The sequence below is a fragment of the Paenibacillus salivarius genome (assembly GCF_051307165.1).
Classification (GTDB): Bacteria; Bacillota; Bacilli; order Paenibacillales; family Paenibacillaceae; genus Fontibacillus.
Map to the genome: position 1 here is coordinate 1,510,395 of NZ_CP195592.1, position 21,776 is coordinate 1,532,170.

At 42.6% G+C, this 21,776-nt stretch carries 16 protein-coding genes; all 16 read left to right on the forward strand.

What is annotated here, in order from left to right:
• Window positions 1-105 precede the first annotated feature (105 nt).
• The 16 genes from ACSFXJ_RS06685 (at window position 106) to ACSFXJ_RS06760 (ending at window position 20,909) form a co-directional block, all read left to right on the forward strand.
• Entirely contained in the window at window positions 106-897 is a 792-nt protein-coding gene (locus tag ACSFXJ_RS06685; protein ID WP_435924417.1) for a Maf family protein, read from the forward strand.
• Between the two features lie 185 nt (window positions 898-1,082).
• Window positions 1,083-1,523, forward strand: coding sequence for a hypothetical protein (locus ACSFXJ_RS06690; RefSeq protein ID WP_213468892.1), 441 nt, complete (start codon window positions 1,083-1,085; stop codon window positions 1,521-1,523).
• Window positions 1,524-1,721: 198 nt separating this feature from the next.
• Window positions 1,722-5,207, forward strand: a complete 3,486-nt coding sequence (locus ACSFXJ_RS06695; RefSeq protein ID WP_435924418.1) for a hypothetical protein — start codon at window positions 1,722-1,724, stop codon at window positions 5,205-5,207.
• Window positions 5,208-5,376: 169 nt separating this feature from the next.
• Window positions 5,377-6,969: a copper amine oxidase N-terminal domain-containing protein gene (locus ACSFXJ_RS06700; RefSeq protein ID WP_435924420.1), complete on the forward strand. Its 1,593-nt coding sequence runs from the start codon at window positions 5,377-5,379 to the stop codon at window positions 6,967-6,969.
• A 178-nt stretch (window positions 6,970-7,147) separates the two neighbouring features.
• Complete coding sequence (locus ACSFXJ_RS06705) at window positions 7,148-12,160, forward strand: hypothetical protein (protein ID WP_435924421.1); 5,013 nt, start codon at window positions 7,148-7,150, stop codon at window positions 12,158-12,160.
• A 125-nt stretch (window positions 12,161-12,285) separates the two neighbouring features.
• Window positions 12,286-12,600: a hypothetical protein gene (locus ACSFXJ_RS06710; protein ID WP_435924422.1), complete on the forward strand. Its 315-nt coding sequence runs from the start codon at window positions 12,286-12,288 to the stop codon at window positions 12,598-12,600.
• Between the two features lie 311 nt (window positions 12,601-12,911).
• Window positions 12,912-13,679, forward strand: coding sequence for a hypothetical protein (locus ACSFXJ_RS06715; protein WP_435924424.1), 768 nt, complete (start codon window positions 12,912-12,914; stop codon window positions 13,677-13,679).
• Complete coding sequence (locus ACSFXJ_RS06720) at window positions 13,679-14,575, forward strand: DNA adenine methylase (RefSeq protein WP_435924425.1); 897 nt, start codon at window positions 13,679-13,681, stop codon at window positions 14,573-14,575. Before ACSFXJ_RS06715 ends, ACSFXJ_RS06720 begins: the two co-directional genes overlap by 1 nt.
• Before the next feature lie 873 nt (window positions 14,576-15,448).
• Window positions 15,449-15,631, forward strand: a complete 183-nt coding sequence (locus tag ACSFXJ_RS06725) for a hypothetical protein (protein WP_213468899.1) — start codon at window positions 15,449-15,451, stop codon at window positions 15,629-15,631.
• Between the two features lie 60 nt (window positions 15,632-15,691).
• The gene (locus tag ACSFXJ_RS06730; RefSeq protein WP_213468900.1) at window positions 15,692-15,913 is read left to right on the forward strand and encodes a DUF5348 domain-containing protein; all 222 of its coding nucleotides are present in this window, start codon (window positions 15,692-15,694) and stop codon (window positions 15,911-15,913) included.
• Window positions 15,914-15,928: 15 nt separating this feature from the next.
• Window positions 15,929-16,456, forward strand: a complete 528-nt coding sequence (locus ACSFXJ_RS06735) for a hypothetical protein (RefSeq protein ID WP_435924426.1) — start codon at window positions 15,929-15,931, stop codon at window positions 16,454-16,456.
• Between the two features lie 37 nt (window positions 16,457-16,493).
• Complete coding sequence (locus ACSFXJ_RS06740) at window positions 16,494-17,144, forward strand: hypothetical protein (RefSeq protein WP_435924427.1); 651 nt, start codon at window positions 16,494-16,496, stop codon at window positions 17,142-17,144.
• Window positions 17,145-17,177: 33 nt separating this feature from the next.
• On the forward strand, window positions 17,178-17,867 hold the full coding sequence (locus tag ACSFXJ_RS06745; RefSeq protein ID WP_120463234.1) for an HNH endonuclease: 690 nt from the start codon (window positions 17,178-17,180) through the stop codon (window positions 17,865-17,867).
• Between the two features lie 1,095 nt (window positions 17,868-18,962).
• Window positions 18,963-19,388, forward strand: a complete 426-nt coding sequence (locus tag ACSFXJ_RS06750; RefSeq protein ID WP_120463233.1) for a hypothetical protein — start codon at window positions 18,963-18,965, stop codon at window positions 19,386-19,388.
• The gene (locus tag ACSFXJ_RS06755; RefSeq protein ID WP_435924428.1) at window positions 19,385-20,215 is read left to right on the forward strand and encodes a hypothetical protein; all 831 of its coding nucleotides are present in this window, start codon (window positions 19,385-19,387) and stop codon (window positions 20,213-20,215) included. Before ACSFXJ_RS06750 ends, ACSFXJ_RS06755 begins: the two co-directional genes overlap by 4 nt.
• Window positions 20,216-20,219: 4 nt before the next feature.
• Window positions 20,220-20,909, forward strand: a complete 690-nt coding sequence (locus tag ACSFXJ_RS06760; protein WP_435924429.1) for a hypothetical protein — start codon at window positions 20,220-20,222, stop codon at window positions 20,907-20,909.
• Window positions 20,910-21,776 lie beyond the last annotated feature (867 nt).

Consider the following 21,776-nt stretch of genomic DNA (forward strand, 5'->3'; position numbering starts at 1 on the left):
CAGCGGATTGGTAATACTTCCCCATGCCGTTTTTCTGTTTGTATTGGCACCGAATTAACCTTATAATAAGGAAGTGTCAAAAATTGGCGAAGGAGAGTGGGCGCTTTGGAGACTTCCACAACACGACGTATTATTCTAGCATCGACATCCCCGCGCCGACGTGAACTTGTGTCCTCTCTACATATTCCGTTTGATGTCGTGCCGAGCCATGCCGACGAGTCGACGCCGGAGGACTGGACTCCCGAGCAAATCGTGAAGGAGTTGGCCAAACGGAAGGCGGACGCCGTTTATCGTACACTCGATTCTTCGCAACGCCAAGGAGTTATCGTAGGCAGCGATACGATCGTTGTCAGGGACGGCGACGTACTCGGAAAACCGAGGGATGAACAAGAAGCCGCTTCGATGCTTCGTTCTTTGCAGGGCCGGAGCCATCTGGTTTATACCGGCGTTGCTTGCGTGGACGGTCTGACCGGGACAAGCCTGGTGGATTATCGCAGGACCGAAGTCACGATGAAACCGTTAAGCGAGCGGGAGATCGCATCCTACGCCGCGAGCGGAGAAGGGTTGGACAAGGCCGGGGCGTACGACACCACAATGCACCTTGGAGACATTGGTCAGTATCGTGTATTATCTCAGTCGCCAAGCGGACAGCCAGAGGTAATTGTGGGACATACTGTCAGTAAAGTAACGTTTAGACCTATGAGTGACGCGGAAATCGAAGCTTATGTAAAAACTGGTGAGCCACTCGATAAGGCAGGAAGTTACGGGGCACAGGGGTTGGGCGCTGTTTTTATTGAAAAAATTGAGGGTGATTTTTTCAGTATTATGGGACTTCCCTTAAACCTGTTGTACCAGATGTTGCTGAAGTTTGGTATCAGTCCATTTCAAGAAAAGTAAAGTTTACCCGACAGAAGGTGCTAGAAATATTTAGCACCTTTTTCGTATTTCTCGAGCGAAGACAAGGCTTCACACTATGTGTGGGGCTTTGCCTTTTTTATTTAAGGTTTTTCTTTTCAAGTCGACCTCATTCAAGCTAATGTATTAAAAACGATAACCAGACGTAACTTGGAGGAATGAGGATTGTGGCAAATATTACGGGATACTGGAGCCAAGGAGAAATCCTTTATACACATATGGAGGAAGAAGGGATTGTTTTCTTTCCTAACGAAACAGGATTATTGATTTGGTTCAACCCTTATGTAGAAATAATTGATACATTTCAATGGGCACAACAGAGCGGGAGAGTTTCACTTATAGGCAAAAAGCAGATTATCTTTCGAGACGATGAACTCTCTGAAATAAAACCTTCTGATCTTTGTGTCGCTGACGTTTTAATGAATATGGTCAGGCGTAAGTCAATCAATAGCGGAACTGTAAAGACACTTGAATTTTCAGAGCAAATTGGGTATTCACCTTCAAGTCGATTTGGCTACATATGTAGAGATATATGGGGTATGGATCATTACAAAAGTAAGCAAGAAGTAATATTGAGATACGGTGATTTCTCGAAAAGTCGGAATTGAAATACAAGATAAAGGCAGCTTTGAATTCTCAAGCTGTCTTTATTTTTTGCACCTAACGTACTACGAGTGAGTATTTCTTCAAAAAGAATTTTTAGGTACTTGAAAATCCTCGATACTTCAACATCTGAAATTAAACCTAAAACATATTAAGTAGTGACATTTATAAACAATGCAAACCAAAAGGACGGAGGGATAAAGTTGAGCCAACCAGAATGGATCGAGGAGTATCCTATGGACATGAATTATGAACATACCTCGCCTACCGAGCTAAGTTTGAACGCTCTAGCGGCAATGGCACAGGACTTTGCAGCTTTAACTGGACTTAGTTCGAGTCAATTGCGACACCATCTTATAGAAAGGACATTACTGCCGCTAGCTGCGAAGAAAGGAATGACCGACGATATAATCCTTTCTCATAACAACGAAGATGATAATTACAAAGCGTTAGTGTGCGAACTATATCCGAATTTGGTTAAGTTCGTTGATAATGCAGATCAGTCAAAGAATCGTCCATATTTACAGGAGCTTCTTACAGTAGCAACGTCATTAGTTGTTTGGAACGAAATCGAGAATAAAGTAAAGACGAAATCAATCGAGACGAAGGAGTTTCAAGAATTTATCCAACAAGTATGTGAAACGGCAGTTTTTTTCGAGAACGAGGTAATTCCGATAAGTGATTTTGTAAGATCGGTCGCAGTAGAGCGTCATTCTATTGATAAGAGTGATTTTGAAATCATTACTGATTTGATCGGGGTATTAGAAGCCTTGGATACTATTGAGAAGGGGAATTCGCCAGTTGATCCTGAAAAGGCTACTAAGCCGACTCAAGATAAGCAAACCTATATCAGAGAGCTTGCATCAAAGGGTTTTTTCCCGAAGGATAATAAGACTTCTGTTGCAGGAAAAACAGGTATTCATGACACTCTGATTGGCTTAATCAAGCTGTTCTACTCGGAGTCACCAGTTAGTAGTCTTGGCTTCAAGGATAAAGTGTACATGGTCAATCAATCCCTTTTGGAGTCCAAAGGTGTTAACCCAAAAGGAGTCGATATCTGGAACGCAGCAACGTACACTCTGGACGAAGATTTGATGTTCCGAGTATTCATCAAAGAAGACGATCTTTCATTTACTGTTCTGATAAAGTTACCAGTAGGAGTCACCAATTTTGATTTCTCGAGAAAGTCCAGCGAATTGGACGCTATCCCGTTATTATTCAGTAACATGAATCCTTCAGCGGGAACCGTCTATTCCAGTTCCTTAATGAAACAACCGAGAGTCTGTAACTTAGGCTCAACGAGGAAAGTTACGGCAGCCTATGACTGTATCGAGATGGTTTTATCCAAGGACTTACTGGCATTCCGAAACGCCAATTGGTCGTTGCGGGATTACATCAGAGCTTGTCAGGGCGAACAGAACGACTTTGCTTCATTCGATGATTTGTCTTTAGGTGAGAAGATCGTTGTCGGTGTTATGCCAGGAGCTTTGAAAGCCGAACGATTTGACTGTTCAGGAAAATACAATGGGAGCGGTATTGTAGGTGGAGGAGCCGGTTCAGGTAAAACCGCAATGTATGACAGTTTATTGGTGCAATCAGTTGCCCTGCAGGGGGTTGAAGGAAACGGCTCTGTGGTTCTCATCGACCAAAAGGAAGAATGGGTTCCGATTTGGAGGAAGGTATTTAACAGCTTAGGAGTACCGTTTTATGGTTTTGACGGAGAAGTCCTGAACTCTGCCGAATTGAAGTGGGTCGACATCAAGCGTGGGGAAAGAATAGTCGAGAATATTCCCTTTAAGGTCAATGCTTATATCGGGGGTATCCTTTTTGCCAGAGTGGTTTATCAAACGATTCAGGTTATTCTCAAGGAGACAGGCTGTTCTGACATTATCGAGTTTAATAAAGGCAATCACAATTACAAGGGAATCACAAGGCTTCCGCGCATCTTCTTTTTGGTCGATGAGCTGAATTCTCTTTATGCAAGCATCAAAGGTGATCCTGCAATTCCGCAGAGTGTTTACAAAGGATTAATTTTAGCAAGGTTGACCAGAACAAGCGGCTTTCACTGGTTATTAGGTGGTCAAGATCCGAGTAAGACGCTAATTGCCAGTGACGAGCGAAGCAACTATAACTACAATATCTTCGGTAAGATGGCAGACGAGCGTTATGAGTATTTCGGGGTCACTCAGAATCAAGCGGTTCAAGGCTATGAGGAGAAGCATGGTACCCTCGATAATCCGAATCCAATCCTAAGCCAGGGGGTATTTTACGCGGGACCGAAAGGGAAAACGGATTTGGTTAAGAGTTTATTTGTTTCGAAGGATGAACGTCTAGATGCAATCAGAGACTTAAATTCTTCACTCAGCGGCATGCAAGAATTGGACAAAATCGTAAGGTTGGCTTTGGCTGAAGGTTATTTTGATGCATTTGAAGTTACATTAGGTAAGCCCAATAACATTGTGTATGCAACCCTCCGTAATTTAGGGGTTATTTCGCAAAAGGAATTTGAATATTACACCGAACGTGTATTGAGCGGAAATAACAATGACGCATCGGACGTACTTGATGATGCATTGAATGTTTACGAAGCCGATTCTGTTAAAAAGAATCCAACCCCGACCAACGTAGTTGAGCAGAATCGCCCACTCGAGAAAACATCTAGTGGGACGATTCTAACCGAAAGACGAGAAGTACCCGATGATCACTTGCAATTGAAGAATGCTCGACCTGTATATCAAAATCACGTCATCCAAGATCCATACGTTTCACCAAGAGAACAGAATGCTTTTTCAGCAATTTATGAAGCTCAGATTGATCCCGAGGTAAATCCATTTGAAGTATTCAAAGTTGAGAATCGAGATAACCTCAATCCGATCTCATCTATGACTGCATTCAGAATGATGTCGGATATGCTTATGAAGCAGATTAAGCAAATGGCTGGAGATTTGAAAAGGATTGAAAGTTTTGAGGTCACTGGTAATGGTCTTATCATCAACGATGTTGCATTTAGACCAACATTCAGTCAAGAAGTATTGAAATCCATGCCATATGCAATAAGGGTGAAGGCAGAGAAAGGGAATGTCGTAGAGCTATTCCATTTCAAAAACATCTTTAGGTTCAAAAATTTAGTTTGTCTTCGAATTGATAATGCCCGGCTTGCAGAGGGTCGTGTGAGACGCGAAATTGGTTGGGGTCAGAGAAAGTCATGGTTCAAGCTATTCGACCATTTCCGTCATCTTAGTGAACTGTATATCGGTGGAGAACTTATTGCGGATGAGGAGACGGCTAAAGAGTATGACAATCGTGGTCGCGGCGGATTCACGTTAACGGAAAAGTTGAGAAATGCATTCGGTCTTGGGGTAAATGTGGTTTCGTCCTCTCACATGGAGCGGGTTTGGGATTCAAAGCCGGTAAGAGTCATGGGAAGTGCGGTAGGCTGGACATTAGCCTTCAAGGGGATGACGCTTGCAGCGAGCTTACTCGGTCCTTGGGGTATCGTCTTCGCAGGTCTGGCAGGTTATAAAGCCTATCAGGAACTAAGAAATCGCCAAGGACATAAACAAACTCAAGTGCCAAAACATCTTCAAGGGAAAATGCCAATTCAACAACAAAGGCAAAGTCAGTGGCAATGGCAACAGCAAACTCAGGACCCTAGATATCGTCAAGGGACAAAGCGAACTAGACGCTGAACTGGCAACTTGACTTTGCGGATTAAAATTGACTTAACAACTCGGTACATGAGCTTATGGATGATTGTTTAATTTATGCTATTGAAAATTCATTTAATTTCAGGACAAGTTATCCAAGCTAATTTATATTACATGCAAGGGAATAACAAGCGTAAAGGAGGAACGACCAATGCCATCCTATGCAAATGAGGAAACCATGATTTATTCATCGACCGTATACACCAGACATAGTAAGCCAAAACGGTCTTTTAGCTTTGTCATCAAAGGTATGATAATAAGCGCAGCATTTCTTGCTGGTATAGCTTCAGGAGGGATTTCGGCTCTTGCAGCACCGACTCCCTCCATCCCTCCAACCATCGCCGCGCAACAAGTCCAAGTCAATTTCGAAGATGAGGCGACATTAATAGCCAATCTCAACATGGCGGTTAAAGCGATTAAGGAAGAGGGCTGGACGATAGAAAGATTGACTAAGATCATGGATCAATTAACCATGATTGAGGACAGGCTATTTGACGGGAATATTTTTAAGGGGAAAGAGGAATTTAGAAGCCCTCTGAAAACTGCTCTTGCTGAAACTGAAAAAGTGTTTACGGCTCATGGGGCTGATGGATTGTCTACCCTTCGCGAGAATGATGCTCCTGAAAGATTGTATCGAATGCAGGAAATGCTTGGAATGAAATCTACTCTGAATAATGTTAATTTAGCTCCAGTTGGTCAAAAGAGCGAGGTAAGGATAGCTTCGGCAGTCAAGGACGAGGTAACAGTCTATATCGATGGTGTTAAGCAAAACTTCCCGCAGTCAGCAATCGTTAAGAATGGAAATACTCTAGTTCCCATGAGAGGGGTATTTGAAGCGTTAAAAGCGGACGTAAAATGGGATCAGCCAACTCAAACAGCTACAGCAACTAAAGGAAATACTACGATCAAACTCACTATTGGACAATCAACGGCTTATGTTAATGGCAAAGCAGTCCAGTTAGCCGCTAAAGGCGAGACCATCAATGGCTCGACAATGGTTCCCCTCCGCTTTGTTAGCGAAGCCCTTGGGGGAGAAGTTAAATGGGACTCGAAAACAATGACAGCTTATATTGAAAGTTCAAAAGTATCTGATTCGGGTAAGCAACAGGTAGTTGACGGCATTTCTGTAAAGCACGGCAAACACACATACGCTAGTCGAAACCAGAGTGAGTACGATCAGGTAATGAAAATTGTTGAGAATGCGGTAAAAGGCTATGACGAATCTGGTTTTGGAGGCGTTTATCAAAAGTACTATTACGAATACCTCGATGGAGCCAGATGGTCAGGCGATAAGTCTGATCGATCCGACCGAAATCGTGGATTGTATGCGGCAGAGAATTCAATTGGTGATTTAGTAAAGGCTGGAGTCAGCAAAGAGCAGATTGTAAAGGTCGACACAATAGCTTCAATAGCCTACGATCTGTTACGAGGGGTTCCAGACCCTAAAGACGGTTCTCCGAGATCCGCTTACGATGCACTTGCGCGTTCCCCGCGAATGACAGATTGCGATTCTGATAGTCAGGTATTTTCAGCAGTATTTGACGCGATGGGTTACAACACGATGATTGGCTCCAGTCCAAATCATGCTGATCCATATGTAGAGATTGATGGAATCTGGTATTCAATCGTATCAGGTACGTTCACTAAAGCAGGAACCAGTGCAGAAATTTCAAAGTTCTTGAAGGAGAATCCAGATAGGGGAATCCATACCCAGCCGACTTTCGGAGCAGCGATAAGCAGATAATATTATCGATATGAGGCGATGTCATTCACGGCATCGTCTTTTTAATTTTGTGAAGATTTTTCAAGACCTAAGCCCAATTTCAAGAGTTGGCGGGACATCTAACTTATAGATACAAGCAAAAGACTGTCATCCAAAACAGTTGAGCAAAACAAGAACAGCAAAAGGGAGGAAATGAAGGATGAGAAGGATAGTTTCCAGCATGTTAGTCCTCGCCCTGCTTCTTTCGCTATTCGCAGCATCAGCCTTTGCGAGTGAAGTTGAGCCTAACGAAGTTGTCCAGAGCGAAATAGAAGCAGAAGGAGGCACACAGCCCGAAGGGGGCGATTCAGTCAATGAAGCCATCCCGACCGAAGATGAACCCAATGATTTAACCAGTCAGACCACTCAACCCAATGAGACCGCACAACCCGAAGAGACTACAAATACAGTCTCTTCCGACAACACAGCCCGAACAGTAACAGACGGTCTGCATGTTGTAGTTTATTACGAGTCCGATCAAGGCTCCTACATCCCCGAGTTTAACATGGAACTATGGAATGTAGCCGAAGACAAATTGATAAGTAGTGCAGTAGGTAACAGCCAGAACTTCAGTAACGGCAAGTACAGTCTAATCTTCAATCACCCAGGCTACAAACTTGGCGATCAGTTTGCTCTAATCCTAAGAAGTGCTGACGGTATCGTTGAAGAGATCAATTTCAATGGCTACAGCGTGAAGATAAACACCCACTTCAAATTCGGCATTGAGCCATTCGTTTATTATGAAGGGGTAAATGACGAGAAGGTTCTCCAAGACCTGACCGCCACGAAGCTCAGCCCCATCGAGGCTTCCCTCAAGACCAACGGAAAAAAGATTGGACTGCAGCTCCAATCTGAATCAGGCACACCCTTGAAGCAGCTACCAGTCAATATCAAGCTATTGGAAGGCAAGGGAACCCTAACAGCCAAGTCAAATGACAGCGGTATGGTTTGGCTCGACAGCAACAAGCTAACTTGGAAATTCCTCGTTTCATCGGAAGGCAAGATCGCCAAGAACGGATCTAACGGTAAAGCCGAAATCGAGCTTCCTTCTACCGTTATAGCCAACACGCAGAAGAGCGTCCTGACTTTCCCGATCATATTTGAAAATCAGGTAACCAGCGGCACTATGAAGGTAAACTTCACGACCGATGCCAATACAGACCTGAGTAAAGCATGGTCAGAATTCGATATTGCTCTTTCCGATCCGAATGGGGTATCCAGTACTTTCTCTGCGAATCTGGACACTACGGAGATCGAAGGCATCGCAGACGGCAAATACAAGGCATCGATCACATCCAAGTATGCGGAGGTCAAGCTCAATTCCGATGCCCTTGTTACCCTGAGTGATGGTAAAGGGGGCATCGGGGGCATCGTTAAGCCGAAACATTTCCTTGAAATCAGTAAGGACGGCAAGCCCTACAACTTCACCGTCATCAACGTTGAGAAGGTTGCCGACAAGCAATACAAAGGCACTAATCCAATCTCATTCGCGGTAACGCCGGGAGAATCGTTTATGATTAAGGATAGCGATACAGGTAAAGTAGAGACAGTCGCCATCGACGCCAACTCCCCGATCACTAGAGTCGTTTTAGGTGCAGGAGTCGTTTTCGGCGGTTCGGCAAGCACACCCCATACAGGGGATGACATTATCTATTTAGTAATTGGTTTTATCTTGTCATTGAGTGTAGCGGCAGGATGTTTTGTTCTCTACAACAGAAAACGTAAAAATTCCTCACCTAAGATTTCGGCATTGAGTATTATGCTGGCGGTCGCGTTGGTAGCTCCGCTTTTTGCCCCTTCAGGGGTTCATGCAGCTTCATCGGATGCAAACGTGGGAGGTACTCCACCTGCATCGGGCGGTGCTAATTCATCAACTGCGGCAGGAACGTTCCAAACCTCCGAGCGGATCGCCGTTTTGCAGTTTGGTTTCATCCCGAACAAGGTCAAATCGGATGGTAAAGGGGTTCTGAATCCTGATTCGAAGAAGGCTGATCTCGAAGATCCGTTCAAGTTCAATTATGAAGACCTGTTGTTCTACATGGCTCCGAGCAAGACTTCGGACAACTTATTCCGTAAAGCTGGCTCAGGCTTAATCACCTTTGAGCGAGGAACTGGAGTATCGACTCTTTACGGAAACAACCCACTCTATCCAGATAGCCCTAAAGGTCAGAGCCATGCCGAGTTGATGAAGCGTACTTTGGATTACGCCGACAAAGCCATAGCCAAATCGAGCAACATCAACTACTTCGAGCAAATCATTGCCGATACGCTGTACAATATCGCTCCGAGCGATTCGAACCGTACTCTTTCCGGTGAAGGTAACGTGAAGGTGATTGGCGATTCCCTGAAAGGGATGATCGAAGCCTACATTCTCCGTCACGGTAAACAGGATGCTGGTGAGCAGTTCGACGCCCAGGTCATTGGCAGTCTGATGTTCTCGGGGTATCTGGACTTGATCAAGTCAAAAGGAATCTTGAAAGGCGAGGACTACATCACTTTCGAAAAAATGATGCGTGACAAGTTCAACAAGAATGAACTGATCTTCTTCGCCCAAACAGTTGTCGGCATCTCGGTCAAGGATAGTCGCAGTGCATATGATCGTGACTATGCCTTCATTTCGATGCATGATGCGACAGATTGGTATCTCTGGACTAGACAAAAAGCTCGTCCGACGGATTCCGTTCTGCAGGGGTTAACTGCAAATCGAGAGTTTGAAGCTGTCTCGAAGGGTGGAGCAACATCTGCCGAGCAAGGTTCCCAATCACCATACAAAGAGAACGGTAACCTCCCGAATACGTTTAGAACGTATGCCCGAGACTTCTACGCCAGAACGTTGAAGCCAGTAAGTTCGGCAATCCCGATGTCATCGGACGCTTCAGTCAACGGATTTGGCGGTTGGGGTTATCAGCCTTGGGGTTACGGAGACGGAGAAGCTGCGAAAAAGCCTGCAATCACGGCTGAGTTGAATGTCACTGTAATTGACAAAAACGGTAACCCGACAAAAGAAACATTCACGGTTCCAGTCAATGGTTGGTCAGAAGAAAGCCAGAAGTATTTGGGTGATTTGAAGTCGGCAAGTGATGTATTCATCGTAGGGGGTATGTCTGTAGAGCATAATGGCAAGACCTATGACATTCTTCGAGACGAAAGAGCTAAATTTGAACTTATTGATATGAGGGACAAAGAAAATATCAATAAGCGTCAGCTTACGAAAGGAGCAACTGGAGAAGAGGGGACAATTTCCATTCCAACGTCTGGATCAGACCTTTGGGAAATTGAGCTTGGGTGGGACACTCCGCTTCCACTTGATCTGCATAAGTATTTAGGCGGAACGACTTCGTTAGCTTCTTCTACTGTCGAGAACAAATATGAAGGTTCGGATGCTTATTCCAATGCTCAACTTACTTTGTACGTGAAAGCCAAAGAGGACACAATTGAGCCAATCGCTTCGAACTACGATGTTCCTCAATGGAGACTTTCGAAGTATTGGGATAACATCTCAGATAAAGGCATCAACAAAGCGAAGTTCAATTTGTCTTTACCGATCAGCACGTTCACGAACCCTAAACTTAGTCCTTCTGGAAACACATTGTTTAGCTTAGTCGATCCGGACTTGAGCAGTACACCTTGGGCATTAAGCCGAGCCAAACTGTTTAATGATACACCAACCAAAAACATCTCGGTATACAATCCTTCTGCATCGTTCAATCTAGCTGGCGATCTGTTAGCTGTTCGAGATAACAATTCGGTAGCCAACATCAAGCTGGCTTCATGGTTGAACAATTTCAGTTTGTTCGATGGAAGGATCGCTTCAGCAAGTACAGGTGTAGCAGAGAATAAGGAAGTCGTAACGAAGTCGCATGATTTTAAGTATGGGGTAAAAAGCCCTTATTCCTCCTACACATACAGCGAGACGAGATACAATTGGGTTTCGACACAGTATGGCGGCTATTTTGTTCCATACACTTGGTCGGGATCGGCAACCCCGTCGTATCTGACGGCAGACTATGAAACGAGCATTCGCTTTAATCGTTACATTCCGAAAGATAGTTCGGCTCCCATAGCGATAGCTGATGCTTCCGATTCAGCTAACGGTATGTTCTGGCAAGCTAATCAAGGTAAGGAAACCTTAAAAGTGAACCCAGAGGTTCTATACGCCTATGATGATGCGTCTGGAAACACAAGTGTAGCCTTCGCCGCGGGCGACAAATTGAGGGAAATTCGCCCTGTGAGCTACAATCTAGCGCAATTCGTTAATGTTGAGGTCAAACCAGAGGTAGTCGGCGCAAGTACAGCGACCGATGCAAATGCCAAAGCCTTAGCGAAGAATCTGAATGCTGGAGGTAAGCAGGTTATTTATAAGGGGTCTGCGATCACTACGAACTTCGAAGTGAAGGGCGAATTGGAATTGAAGACCTTTGCCATCGACATCGGTTCTTCTGCCCTTAAGAACGCTTGGAATCCATCCTCGGCTTATAGTACGGATGCCATCAATGAAACCTACTTGAGCGAGTATGCAACCAAGGATGAGGCTACTGGTAAATGGCAAGTAACCTTCGATGCTGATGGCAAACTGGTGATCGACAATAAGGAGTATGGCGGTCAATCTGCCAAGCTGACAGTCATTGAGTCGAGTAAGGCTATCAAGGAACATACTTTGGAAGTGCGCGGCGGCAAATTGGTTGGGGTTGATGGCAATCGAAACTTAGACAGCCTTTCTCAAGAATTGAAGGACGCTCTCACTCGGATGCATATTCTCGGTAACGATAACATCTTCAATTCCTTCGAGAGCGGCAGCGGTGATAAGCTTACTGAGCAAGCCGTAGCGACTCTCGGTAATGCAGTGAGGGGTTCAAATGATTTGAAAGTTGGTTCTGGATGGTATGCAGAAGATACGACTACCTTGGTCGTTCGTGTCTATACAACAACCTTCGAATTGCCGAGCCATATGTATGTCGACAAAATACCGATGGAGATTCTAGGGCTTGAGGTATCTGGCGACAAGAATCAATTTTTCAGCAAGGGCTTCACTGGACATACGAAGCTGATCTACAAAGTTGGTCATGTCGGCATGGTGTTCGACAGTTCCAAGGGCGACTTCGGCGGTAAAAGGTCGATTGACTATGTTGTCGGCAACACATCCGTAATGGACACGTTCAGTACAGTTCAATAAAGCTCTACCTTTATGGGAGGTGTCGAGAAATCGGCACCTTCTTTTTGTTCGGGGTTCAATTCACCTTCATTTCAAGTTATAGTAGATACATTTATTTTCTACCAATCTTGAAATGAGGTGATGTAATGGCTAAATTATCCGAGTTGTCGTTGTATGCCAGATTCAAGTGGGCGGTTCCCGTCGTTCCCACAGTTAAGAAGGAAGAGGGGTTCTTCAGTGATCCAAAGCCTTGGGATTTTGAACAGCCAGTGTTGGAGCTTATTGAGCAGATGTTTGTTGAAATCGAGGAGTTCTTTTCATCAAGGAACATGCCAGTAGAAGTGGCTATCTACGAAATCAGGGAAGTATTCGACCGGCTCTATGTCGAGATGTACAGCCCACATCAGGAAGTCTACCTGATCGTGGAGAAGTACAAGAAGCTATCCGAAAACCTGTTCTAACTATATGGCAAGGTGTGGAGAAAATCGGCACCTTCTTTTTATGGACGATTATTTTATGAGCGCTAGGTTATCTTAGTTCGACTTTCGTGGGGTTCCTGCAGCAGATCATCACTAAATCGTTCAAGCAAGAGTGGGTTCCGTTGATTCCCCTCCATCCCTCCAACCTTTGAATTAAATTCGCACATCTATGATTTACAGGCAATTGTATGGAGTTGAGATGACAAGGGGCTTGCATAATTGAACTTCAACACATGATTCAAGAGTCAACAGCTTCTAAGTGATTAAAATTCAATCACTTGGAGGTAAGCGGTATGAATGAGAAAGATTTAATGGTTTCATATGAGGTTCAGGGGAACGATGAAAAGATTGCTGAGTTCAAAGGAAGTGCAGCTAAGGAAGCCGATGCTATATGGGGCGTCGATGTGTTTTATGGATGGCAGTCAGCATCCGGTCGTGAAAAGAACGTGGTGGAAGTCACTTGTAAGCTGGACGGTCAGAAGTTCTATTATCTACTCGAAGACTTGCGGGATATCAAGCAGACGGATCTGGTTATTAAGAGCCTTGGTTCAATTGCACTCATCAAGCGTAGCTACGTTAAACACTTTGTTGATGTTGCTGACGGAATGATCATGGAGAAGAAACAAAAATTGATGGACTGTATCGATGTGTATGTTCCATTTGATTTAGGGTCATTGAATGCCCTGCAGCACTATCGACTTGTTTATCGGCACTTTCAGGAAAACCAGGAGAAGTTCCCTTCAAAGATCAGCAATTTGTTTAACTCTGAGGAACATGAAGGAGCAATCCTTGATGTAGAGTACCCTGTCGATAAAGAAGGGGTTCTGACAATTGCGTTTTTGCGTGAAGACTTTAGGAGTCTGTTCAGTATTCGGAATGACAATGAATACAATCAAATTCTTGATGGTCTACATTCTCTTGGGGTTCTGATTCCGAATTCAGGCAAAAAGAAAAAGAAGTCGGAGGCATTCACATTTGAACGCACCTTGTCAAAAGGGGTTGAAGTGAAATTCTTCATGATTCGTATTGACCCATCTTTATTCAAGGGGGAACTAGCGTAATGGCAAATAGACCAGATCCGTTCCCGACCCTTGGCGGAAAATCGCAGATCATTGATCGAATGGTTGAGATTTTCCATTATTGCATTGAAGAGTATGGTTTGACAGGAGCAGTCGATTATTTCATGGGTGGTAATCGGCTTTTCCTCCACCTTGATTGTGACCAAATTAAGTTCAAACTGGCTAATGAGATCGATCGAGGGGTTGTCGCCTTTTTCAAATGTTTGCAAGACCCGTATAAGACTGATCAACTAATCGATTCAATTTGGAAGCTGGCGGATTATGTTGATACTGAGGAGCGCTTTACAACTGCTTGTGAAATAAGGCTGGATGAGCAAACCGATGAAATTATCTCAGGCGCTTTGACGTATATCGTTACCATGCATAGCAGGGCAACAAATAGACAGGATTTCTGCAAAGCAAACGTAGGAACCAAACTAATTCTTTCTAGTCTGGACAAGTTGGTAGGTTTCGATGAAATCATTGGCGATGTTCAGATTTACTGTGGAGATTATAAAGAACAGTTCCATAAGTATAAGCATCGGGAAGACCTTCTTGTGTGGTTAGATCCCCCGTATCTGACTACGGAAGCTGTTGAGGGGAAGAGAGGTAATCGAAAGAAAACAAAAGCTACAAACGGTTATGTCCATCCGTTTACTAAAGAGGATCATGAATTAATGATCGACAACATAACGTCACCTGAATGTAAGAACAAGATTATTGTAAGTGGCTATAAAAATGATGCTTATAGGCGACTTGAGCAGAATGGGTTTTACAGGTATTTCGTTGGAACGGTTCACGTCCCGAGTTCAGGGAAAGGTAAGATGATTGCCGAGTATATTTGGAGTAACGTCAAGATTCCAGATTGGGTTCTTGACTGGACACATAATGCCGAGTAGAAGGATTGAACTTCCTCCATCCCTCCAACCTGTTGAACTCGAAATATGCTGATTCTGTTGATTTATTTTGATTTGGCTTAATAATCCTCGAGAACGGCAATAACGACAGTCTTATACAGTAACGATTAGAAAAACACTCTCGACCAGGCAATCTGCACTGAGAGTGTTTTTCTTTATGCCTAAAGGAACAAATTGGTCGAATTCTTGCAATTACGAGAACTGTAATTGACAGCATGTTGTCGCAAACCCCTTCTATAAACACACTTTCTTGAGCAGAGAACTTTTCGAACTACCGCGAGATATATGTTAAAACACACTTCACCCCTTATTTGGCGCGGGTTTCTTGCAAGTCGTGTCGAAAGCTGTCAGTAAGATCGGCGAAGAGGAGATTTCGAGGGCATTCCATGTTCGGTTGAAGGAGTCGATGAAATTACGAGTTAATCAACATCGGATCGATATTCTATGATCCCGTTTTTCCGTAACTCCTAATTTTCTTCGAATGTAAGTCTATTCCAATAGCGGTCGCTATGCTCCCTTCAGCGGCGGATTTTGCTCGGCGGTCAAAATCGGCTCTTATAGCCGCCCTCTCCCTTGGCAGGTCTGTTACCCTTAGTTTTGCCCTTTCGGTCGCTTACAGGGGCATTCAGCGCGTCCTGCTCGGTTGTCGCCCTGCCGCTCTGTAGGGGTTCTCGTTTTTCCAGTCGTACCAAGGGTTTTCGGGCTTTTGGGCGGTAAAAAACTCTTTGAAAAATCGGTAAAAATGACTTGATTACCCGTTAAATCTACGCTATACTCACAACAAATTAAAAGTATTAAATTTACTAAAAAGTAAATTTAAGTAAATAAAAAGAGGAATCAGGGAGGATGATGAAGATGTTTACAGTTTTGATGGTTTTGGGGGTTGTTTTGTTTCTGCCATTTGTACTTCTGAATTTGGAACTTGTGAAGATTGGTTTTAATAGAGAAGTGCCGATTACTCATCGAAACATTGCCGGATATGCACTAATCATTGAAGCGGCAGTAATTGGGATCTTAGCCGTGCTTTTAATCTTGTAATTTGCAACAGTTAACGTGAAGCCTGTAAAAGAACACGATGAAACGAGAGGAGTGAACTTCATGGCAGACAAAGTTCCTATGCAATATGATGCTGATGCAGATCGGTGGTATGTGATTCTCAATGATAAAAAATGCTGGATGCATTGCGGTGAAGGTTTTGAGCTTTACATTTGTGGTGATCAAGTTCCATGTCGGCTTGAACTAGACCATGAATGGTATGTAGTCATTCAAGGTATCAACTTCAATTTAAGAAAAGGAACTAAGTACATGGTTAATGTATAAGAGAGGGGTAAAAATATGGCACGTCTTGCCTATATCCGTTGTCAAAGAAAACAGGAGATCGAAGAGTTCGAGCAGCAAGCCCAAGCAGATAAGGTATTTATTGATTTGGCTGACGAATACGGCGTTACTCTAGGTAATTCGCTTGGAGTAATGTTCGATAACCTAATGGATGGCGACAAAGTTATTGTTCGGAAGTTGAGTGAACTGGCAGATACCGTAGCGGAATTACGTTCATTAATGGTGACTTTGCGTGATATTGGTGCTGAGATAGCACCTTTGAACTCAGTCAGTTCTGGTGTACTTTCGGATGAAGGTTTCGAGATGCTCTCATTTGTAGAAACGTTTATAAAGGAAAAAGAGAAAATACAGCGGGAACGACAAAGTCGCCAAGGAAGACCTGTTCAACCTTATCCTTCAAATTTCCTTGAAGTCTATACGGGATATCGAAATAAGGAATTTAACGGCTTAGAAGCAGCCAAGAAATTATCCGTCAACTATGATAAATTTCGTGAGCTGATAAAAGTTTTTGAACTAAGGGTTTAATTTGGAAAGGAGAGAGTTGGAGGTGATAACTTTTAGTGTGAATCCGACAGAAGAGCAGATTGGGGATGCTGGAGCATCGGTAGTATCTAAGAAGAAGCCTGTTGCCCATTACAGTCGCTTTGAAAGTTTAGGGATAAGCGAAGGTTTTGTTAAAACGGTTGATGGGTATTTGGATCAACCCATAAAAGTAGGCGCATTTGGATATGTGGTTGAGAAAAATACAAAAATGGCTATTAGCAGCAAGGAGGTTCCGATTCTGACGGTTGATGAAATTGAAGCCGGTCGTAAAGGCGGGGTATCGGAAGCAGTTTTTAAAGTAAAGGACTTTTCCGATAACGATAGATGGCTCGAATCACTGGATACAGATTATGAAGTAATAAAGGCTGTGTTTGATTTGGTGGAAATCGAGATCTATAACCATAAGAAGAAGTGGTTGCGATTGGTTATAGAAATTGCTTTAAGAACAGGAAGATCAAAAGATATTGATTATCTTGGAAGATTGATTGAAGAATTCAACGATTTTAGCAGACTGCCGCTTGTATCGCAAGATAAAGAGTGTTTCAAGTCGTTTACCAACCCAAGCATGATTCAGAAAGTCATCATCTATTTGGAAGAACACAGTCTGAGGGATTTAGTAGGGTATATCATTACAAATAAAAAGGCAGCTGATGCTGTTGGATTGTCTTGATGTGATTAACTCATAGTTGAGGAGGGGTTAAAAGTGATCATAACTAACATGGAGAATGGAAGCATAACTTATAAATCAACTGGTTTATGTCTCGGCAGGAAAATCAAAATTAGACATTCGTGGGAACCGAGCCAGAAAAAGATGGTATATGCATATAACCGAGCAATTGAAGTTTTTCCAGGAGTTGCCCAGACAACATATGAAAACTATACAATTCTTGTACATCCGGAGAGCGGGGAAGCATATTGGTTCAACAATCGACTCTACTCAGCAACATATGAGGAAAATAAATTGATACTTGCTAAGAAAGAGAAATCTCTTGTTGTTTATAAAGATGGGGTTTTTTATCCCACTGACAGAAGCTTTTTATTGAATGGCTATTCTAAAGCAGGAGGGAACAACAAATACAAATGCATAAAACTTGGTACTAGGAAGAGGGGACATTTTATTCCCAGAATACATCAATTGGTCATTCTAATGTGTTTCGGATCGGAAATGGCAATCAATGCACTGGGGCAAAAAGGTCGGATATTTGATATTAATCATATTGATGGTGACCCAACTAACTGCCGACTGGATAACTTAGAGATCGGAACTAGATCGTATAATAAAACACATTACGAAAAATATCTAAGAGAACGTCCAATGTTAGTAGTTCGTAACGGAGAAGTTGTATTTGCTGAATGGTGTTTAGGCGAATCGGAAGATGAGCAGTGTGGTTAAGATATACGAATGATTAGGAGAAGTAGTTAAATGTTAAGAAAATGGTCTATAGTGTAGCGAGACTCGTATCCAGAGATCTCGCTATTTTTATCCTCTCAGGGGTATTGACCGAACTTTATCGGAAATTCTGGACTAACATGCACCGCCGCGAAGGTTTTATCGTGGTTCTAATTAAAACTTTGATTTTTAAGAGTAGCTTAAGAACGGGATATTTGAAGTGAATTCCTGAGAAAATAACTGAGTTAATTTAGAAGAGCGAATCCACTTTTCATAAACAGTGAAGTTTGGTTATCCAACCGAACAGAAATTGAATAAATAAGCGAAGTGGAATTAGAACAGCGAACAGAAATTTTATACAAGGCGAAGTGGATTCAGAAGGAACGAACAGAAGCCTTATATAGTGTCGAGCCGATATACCCAGCCGAACACAATTTTATAAAAGATATGAGCAGTTCAAAAACTGAGTCAGAAACGCATATGAAGAGCTGGGTCTTTTTATTATGCTGTCACATCAAATACCAGTTCTAAGATTTGTTTAGACTACTCGTTCCCTAAATTATGTTCTTAATCGAGGCTTTAGTGTGTCTCTATCTGATCCGTTTATTAGATAGGTCGAAATAAAAATATAATCCAGAGTTGAATCATGACCTTCTAGAACCATATTCCTCCCAACCCTTCGGAAAACTGTTGATTTCTCGTCAGTTGAATTAATATCCCTCTACTCTTTCCTGACATAATTTGATTTAATCCGAACCAATGTGCAGCAACAAAAATAATCTTGAGATAATTTCGGTTTACTCACGAAATAGGATCGCATTCAGGAATTGAAAATGAAGCAAAATTACAGTACTTACAAGCTCACTTTCTCAAAACTGACTTAAATTCAGATTGTGCTTTCAGTTTAGCCCTGATTTTCCTCTCTGGCTCTAGGGTTTTTCATTTCAAAAGAAAATCAGAGGACTTACGTCAGCCCGATATGCGGCTAATTTAAGTAAGTCGGTATGGAATTAACGAAAGATGCTTTTATTATGTCGTTTCACGCCGATTTAGCCGAATACCAGTCGAAAGTATTACATGAAGAAAGGATTTGATCGAATGGATCAGCCAAAGAAAATGTTGTGGTGGCAGATAACTGAAGCTGTTTCGACAATCGAGAAAAATCTAAAGTCGAAGGAGTTCAATGATGCAGACAGGGAGTTAGAGTTTCAGAAGTATAAGACCATTCAAACTATTATTTTATCATTAGGAGAACTCAGCAATCTAAGTGAGAAGTCAAAACTAAGGTACGAGATGTGGATAAACAAAAGCACAGGCAGAAATTCTTCAAAACAGGCAGCGAAGTACGGCATAACGACTGACTCATTACGATCCAAGATCATTTACTTTGATAACAAACTCAGAGTTTTGGTGGGTGATCAGACTATTGCTTCAATAGTTTCCGCTACATCCGCAGAGCAGCTAGTAGCAATAATGAATCAATTTATACAAAATGCCAAGGAGAGAAAGGGCGTGTTTATGTGATCTTCCCAAAAAAGCTGGAGAATGCAATTATTACAGTTAAAAATAAACTGCCAGAGAGCGACCCCTTCTCAGATACAACGCAAATCCAACAAAGTAAATTGGATGCTCTGATGGGGATCGTGAACTTTGTAAAGCAGATGAATTACATTAAAAGTCCGAGGGTAAAGGAGAAATTCTCCTTCTTCCTTCGATCCAAATATGATTATCAGGAAACAGCGACCCACTTCGGGACATCTCGTAATTCGATTGATGTTATGGTATCACGGGTTTCGCGGCAGTTAGAGTCACTTGTCGGTAAAGAGACCATCGACATGATACTTCAAGATAAGGTATCGGAGGCGTTAAGAGTATTCAGGTCAGGGATATTAAACGAATCAGCAAAGGGGTTTTTCTTGCCGGAAGCGGCAAAGTATTTGCCCGAACCCAAGTATCGAATGTTCAGTTCCCTAGAGGAATGCAGTTCTGAGATTCGTTTTTTAAATGTTCTAACAGAACATGGAATGAAAAACACGATTGAGGAGTGTGATCAGGAGAAATTGGCACATATTCTCTATCTGATTTCGGATAATTCTAAGAAATTGATTGAGGAAGCAGGCGATGATAAGGTTCTTCAGTCGTATTTTGAGAATGGGCATCATAGCCGTGAGATAGTAGCCATTGAACGCCAAGCTATCTTGAAGTTATTTAATGGAGAATTCAGTACGACGGACAATGGTGAACCCATAAGTAACAAGTATCAAGTCGAGAAAGCACTCGATGAGGTACGGAGACAACACATATTCCATGATGCCGGTTCAGGGCTTGAGTTGGCTTCCAAGGAGGGGTAAGCACATGTATTTAAAGGCTATTCCGCTATACAAATTACCTGCTGATACTTCTGTTCATTTCCTCAAAACCAACCTTGAACAAATGAAATATGATGAAATGAGTGAGTTAGCGGCAGCTCCATATCGAGATGAGAACTGGGTAAGGCTTGCATATTCTGTTTCAATAACAGCCTTTCGTCCATATATTGATGAGAGCTTTGCAGAAATAGTGGAGAGGAAGTCAACGGTCGATCAATTCGCTTATGGGGATTGCAAGATAGTCAACGCGGTATCGGCTGTAAACTGCTTATATTTCGACACTTCGTACCGTTCCCCAGGAACTTGCGATTGTTCACGCGAATTCAAATTCTTTTCAGGAGAGCATTTCCTCGGAGGCATCGGGGTATATGCGATTAATTTGTCTTTTGATAGCACTTCAGGAGACAAGCTACGATCAATTACCTCAATAGCAAGATACTGTCTCCAGAGTGGCAATCCCTTCGATCGGTTGCTAATAGCGGTTGTAAAGCCGGATAAATGGGAGCTTGCTTTTGTTCAATTAATAAAACAGTTTCCACCAGTTGCAAAAACAAGATCCTGTAAAGTAACGACCACCTTGTTTAATAATCCAGTTGATTTTTTCCAAGCGATACTCAGCGGCGGAGAGGTAAAAGATACTTATCATGAGCAACACAGGTCAAGGTTTAGCTTCTAGTAAGTAGACTTAGCATAATTTCGGAGTTTTTATTCTTTGGTGTACATTTTATAACCGTTCTTCTGCCTTGTACCAAGAATATAGGTTCATTAAAGAGTAGATGATTTCCACGCAAATCACAATGAAGCGACATTCTTGCATTATGTTTGTTTCTGGCGAGTATGTTTCAATGGAATGCAACCGAGTATACTCACTAACACACATTAATTGCCGTATCTTCAAGTATCTCACCCTTCGGAGTATGAAGCACTTATATATTTTCATTTAGTCATTTCTTTTCATGGATAAAATGAATTCCAGTCTGAGAGTTCATGAATTTCAGGAGTGGATAGCTGATCAATTTTATAGTAAGTAGAACCCGAATGCCGAATAGCTACCCAATTCATCATTTAGGTTCACTTCATTGCCCATACGCACTTCCATATTACTGCATGAGGGTTTAGATCTAGGAGGTTAATGAAGGGATTGAAAATAATAAACTGAAGGGATGATCAGAGATGCAAAAGGTGGTTGACTTGAAAAAAGGTTCTATGGGCAGCGTAGAGGATCGGAGAAAATCATGGTTGTGGTTAGAACTTGCGTTTGTGTTTAATGCTATTTTTAGTTTCATTACTCTAATGATCGTGAAGTCTGGTCATTATTCTGGCAATGGTTTTTTGGCTAGTTGCTTTATTGCTGGACTAATCTTTGCTGTCTCTACAGTAGTGACATTATTCTACTCTAAGATTAACAACAAATGGAGGTACTTCATACTTATCCAATGTTCGATCATCACTCTATACTTCACTCTGTTCAAGATGCACCTAATTATTAATTGATCAACAGATTGAATCCCCCTCGAACATAGAGGGGGATTTTATTTTGTCT

What these genes read in the sequence shown, in the direction of transcription:
- ACSFXJ_RS06725 (WP_213468899.1), top strand. Translation starts at nt 15,449, where the DNA reads ATGTTTACAGTTTTGATGGTTTTGGGGGTTGTTTTGTTTCTGCCATTT.
- ACSFXJ_RS06710 (WP_435924422.1), top strand. Translation starts at nt 12,286, where the DNA reads ATGGCTAAATTATCCGAGTTGTCGTTGTATGCCAGATTCAAGTGGGCG.
- ACSFXJ_RS06735 (WP_435924426.1), top strand. Translation starts at nt 15,929, where the DNA reads ATGGCACGTCTTGCCTATATCCGTTGTCAAAGAAAACAGGAGATCGAA.
- ACSFXJ_RS06705 (WP_435924421.1), top strand. Translation starts at nt 7,148, where the DNA reads ATGAGAAGGATAGTTTCCAGCATGTTAGTCCTCGCCCTGCTTCTTTCG.
- ACSFXJ_RS06760 (WP_435924429.1), top strand. Translation starts at nt 20,220, where the DNA reads ATGTATTTAAAGGCTATTCCGCTATACAAATTACCTGCTGATACTTCT.
- ACSFXJ_RS06720 (WP_435924425.1), top strand. Translation starts at nt 13,679, where the DNA reads ATGGCAAATAGACCAGATCCGTTCCCGACCCTTGGCGGAAAATCGCAG.
- ACSFXJ_RS06715 (WP_435924424.1), top strand. Translation starts at nt 12,912, where the DNA reads ATGAATGAGAAAGATTTAATGGTTTCATATGAGGTTCAGGGGAACGAT.
- ACSFXJ_RS06700 (WP_435924420.1), top strand. Translation starts at nt 5,377, where the DNA reads ATGCCATCCTATGCAAATGAGGAAACCATGATTTATTCATCGACCGTA.
- ACSFXJ_RS06750 (WP_120463233.1), top strand. Translation starts at nt 18,963, where the DNA reads ATGGATCAGCCAAAGAAAATGTTGTGGTGGCAGATAACTGAAGCTGTT.
- ACSFXJ_RS06730 (WP_213468900.1), top strand. Translation starts at nt 15,692, where the DNA reads ATGGCAGACAAAGTTCCTATGCAATATGATGCTGATGCAGATCGGTGG.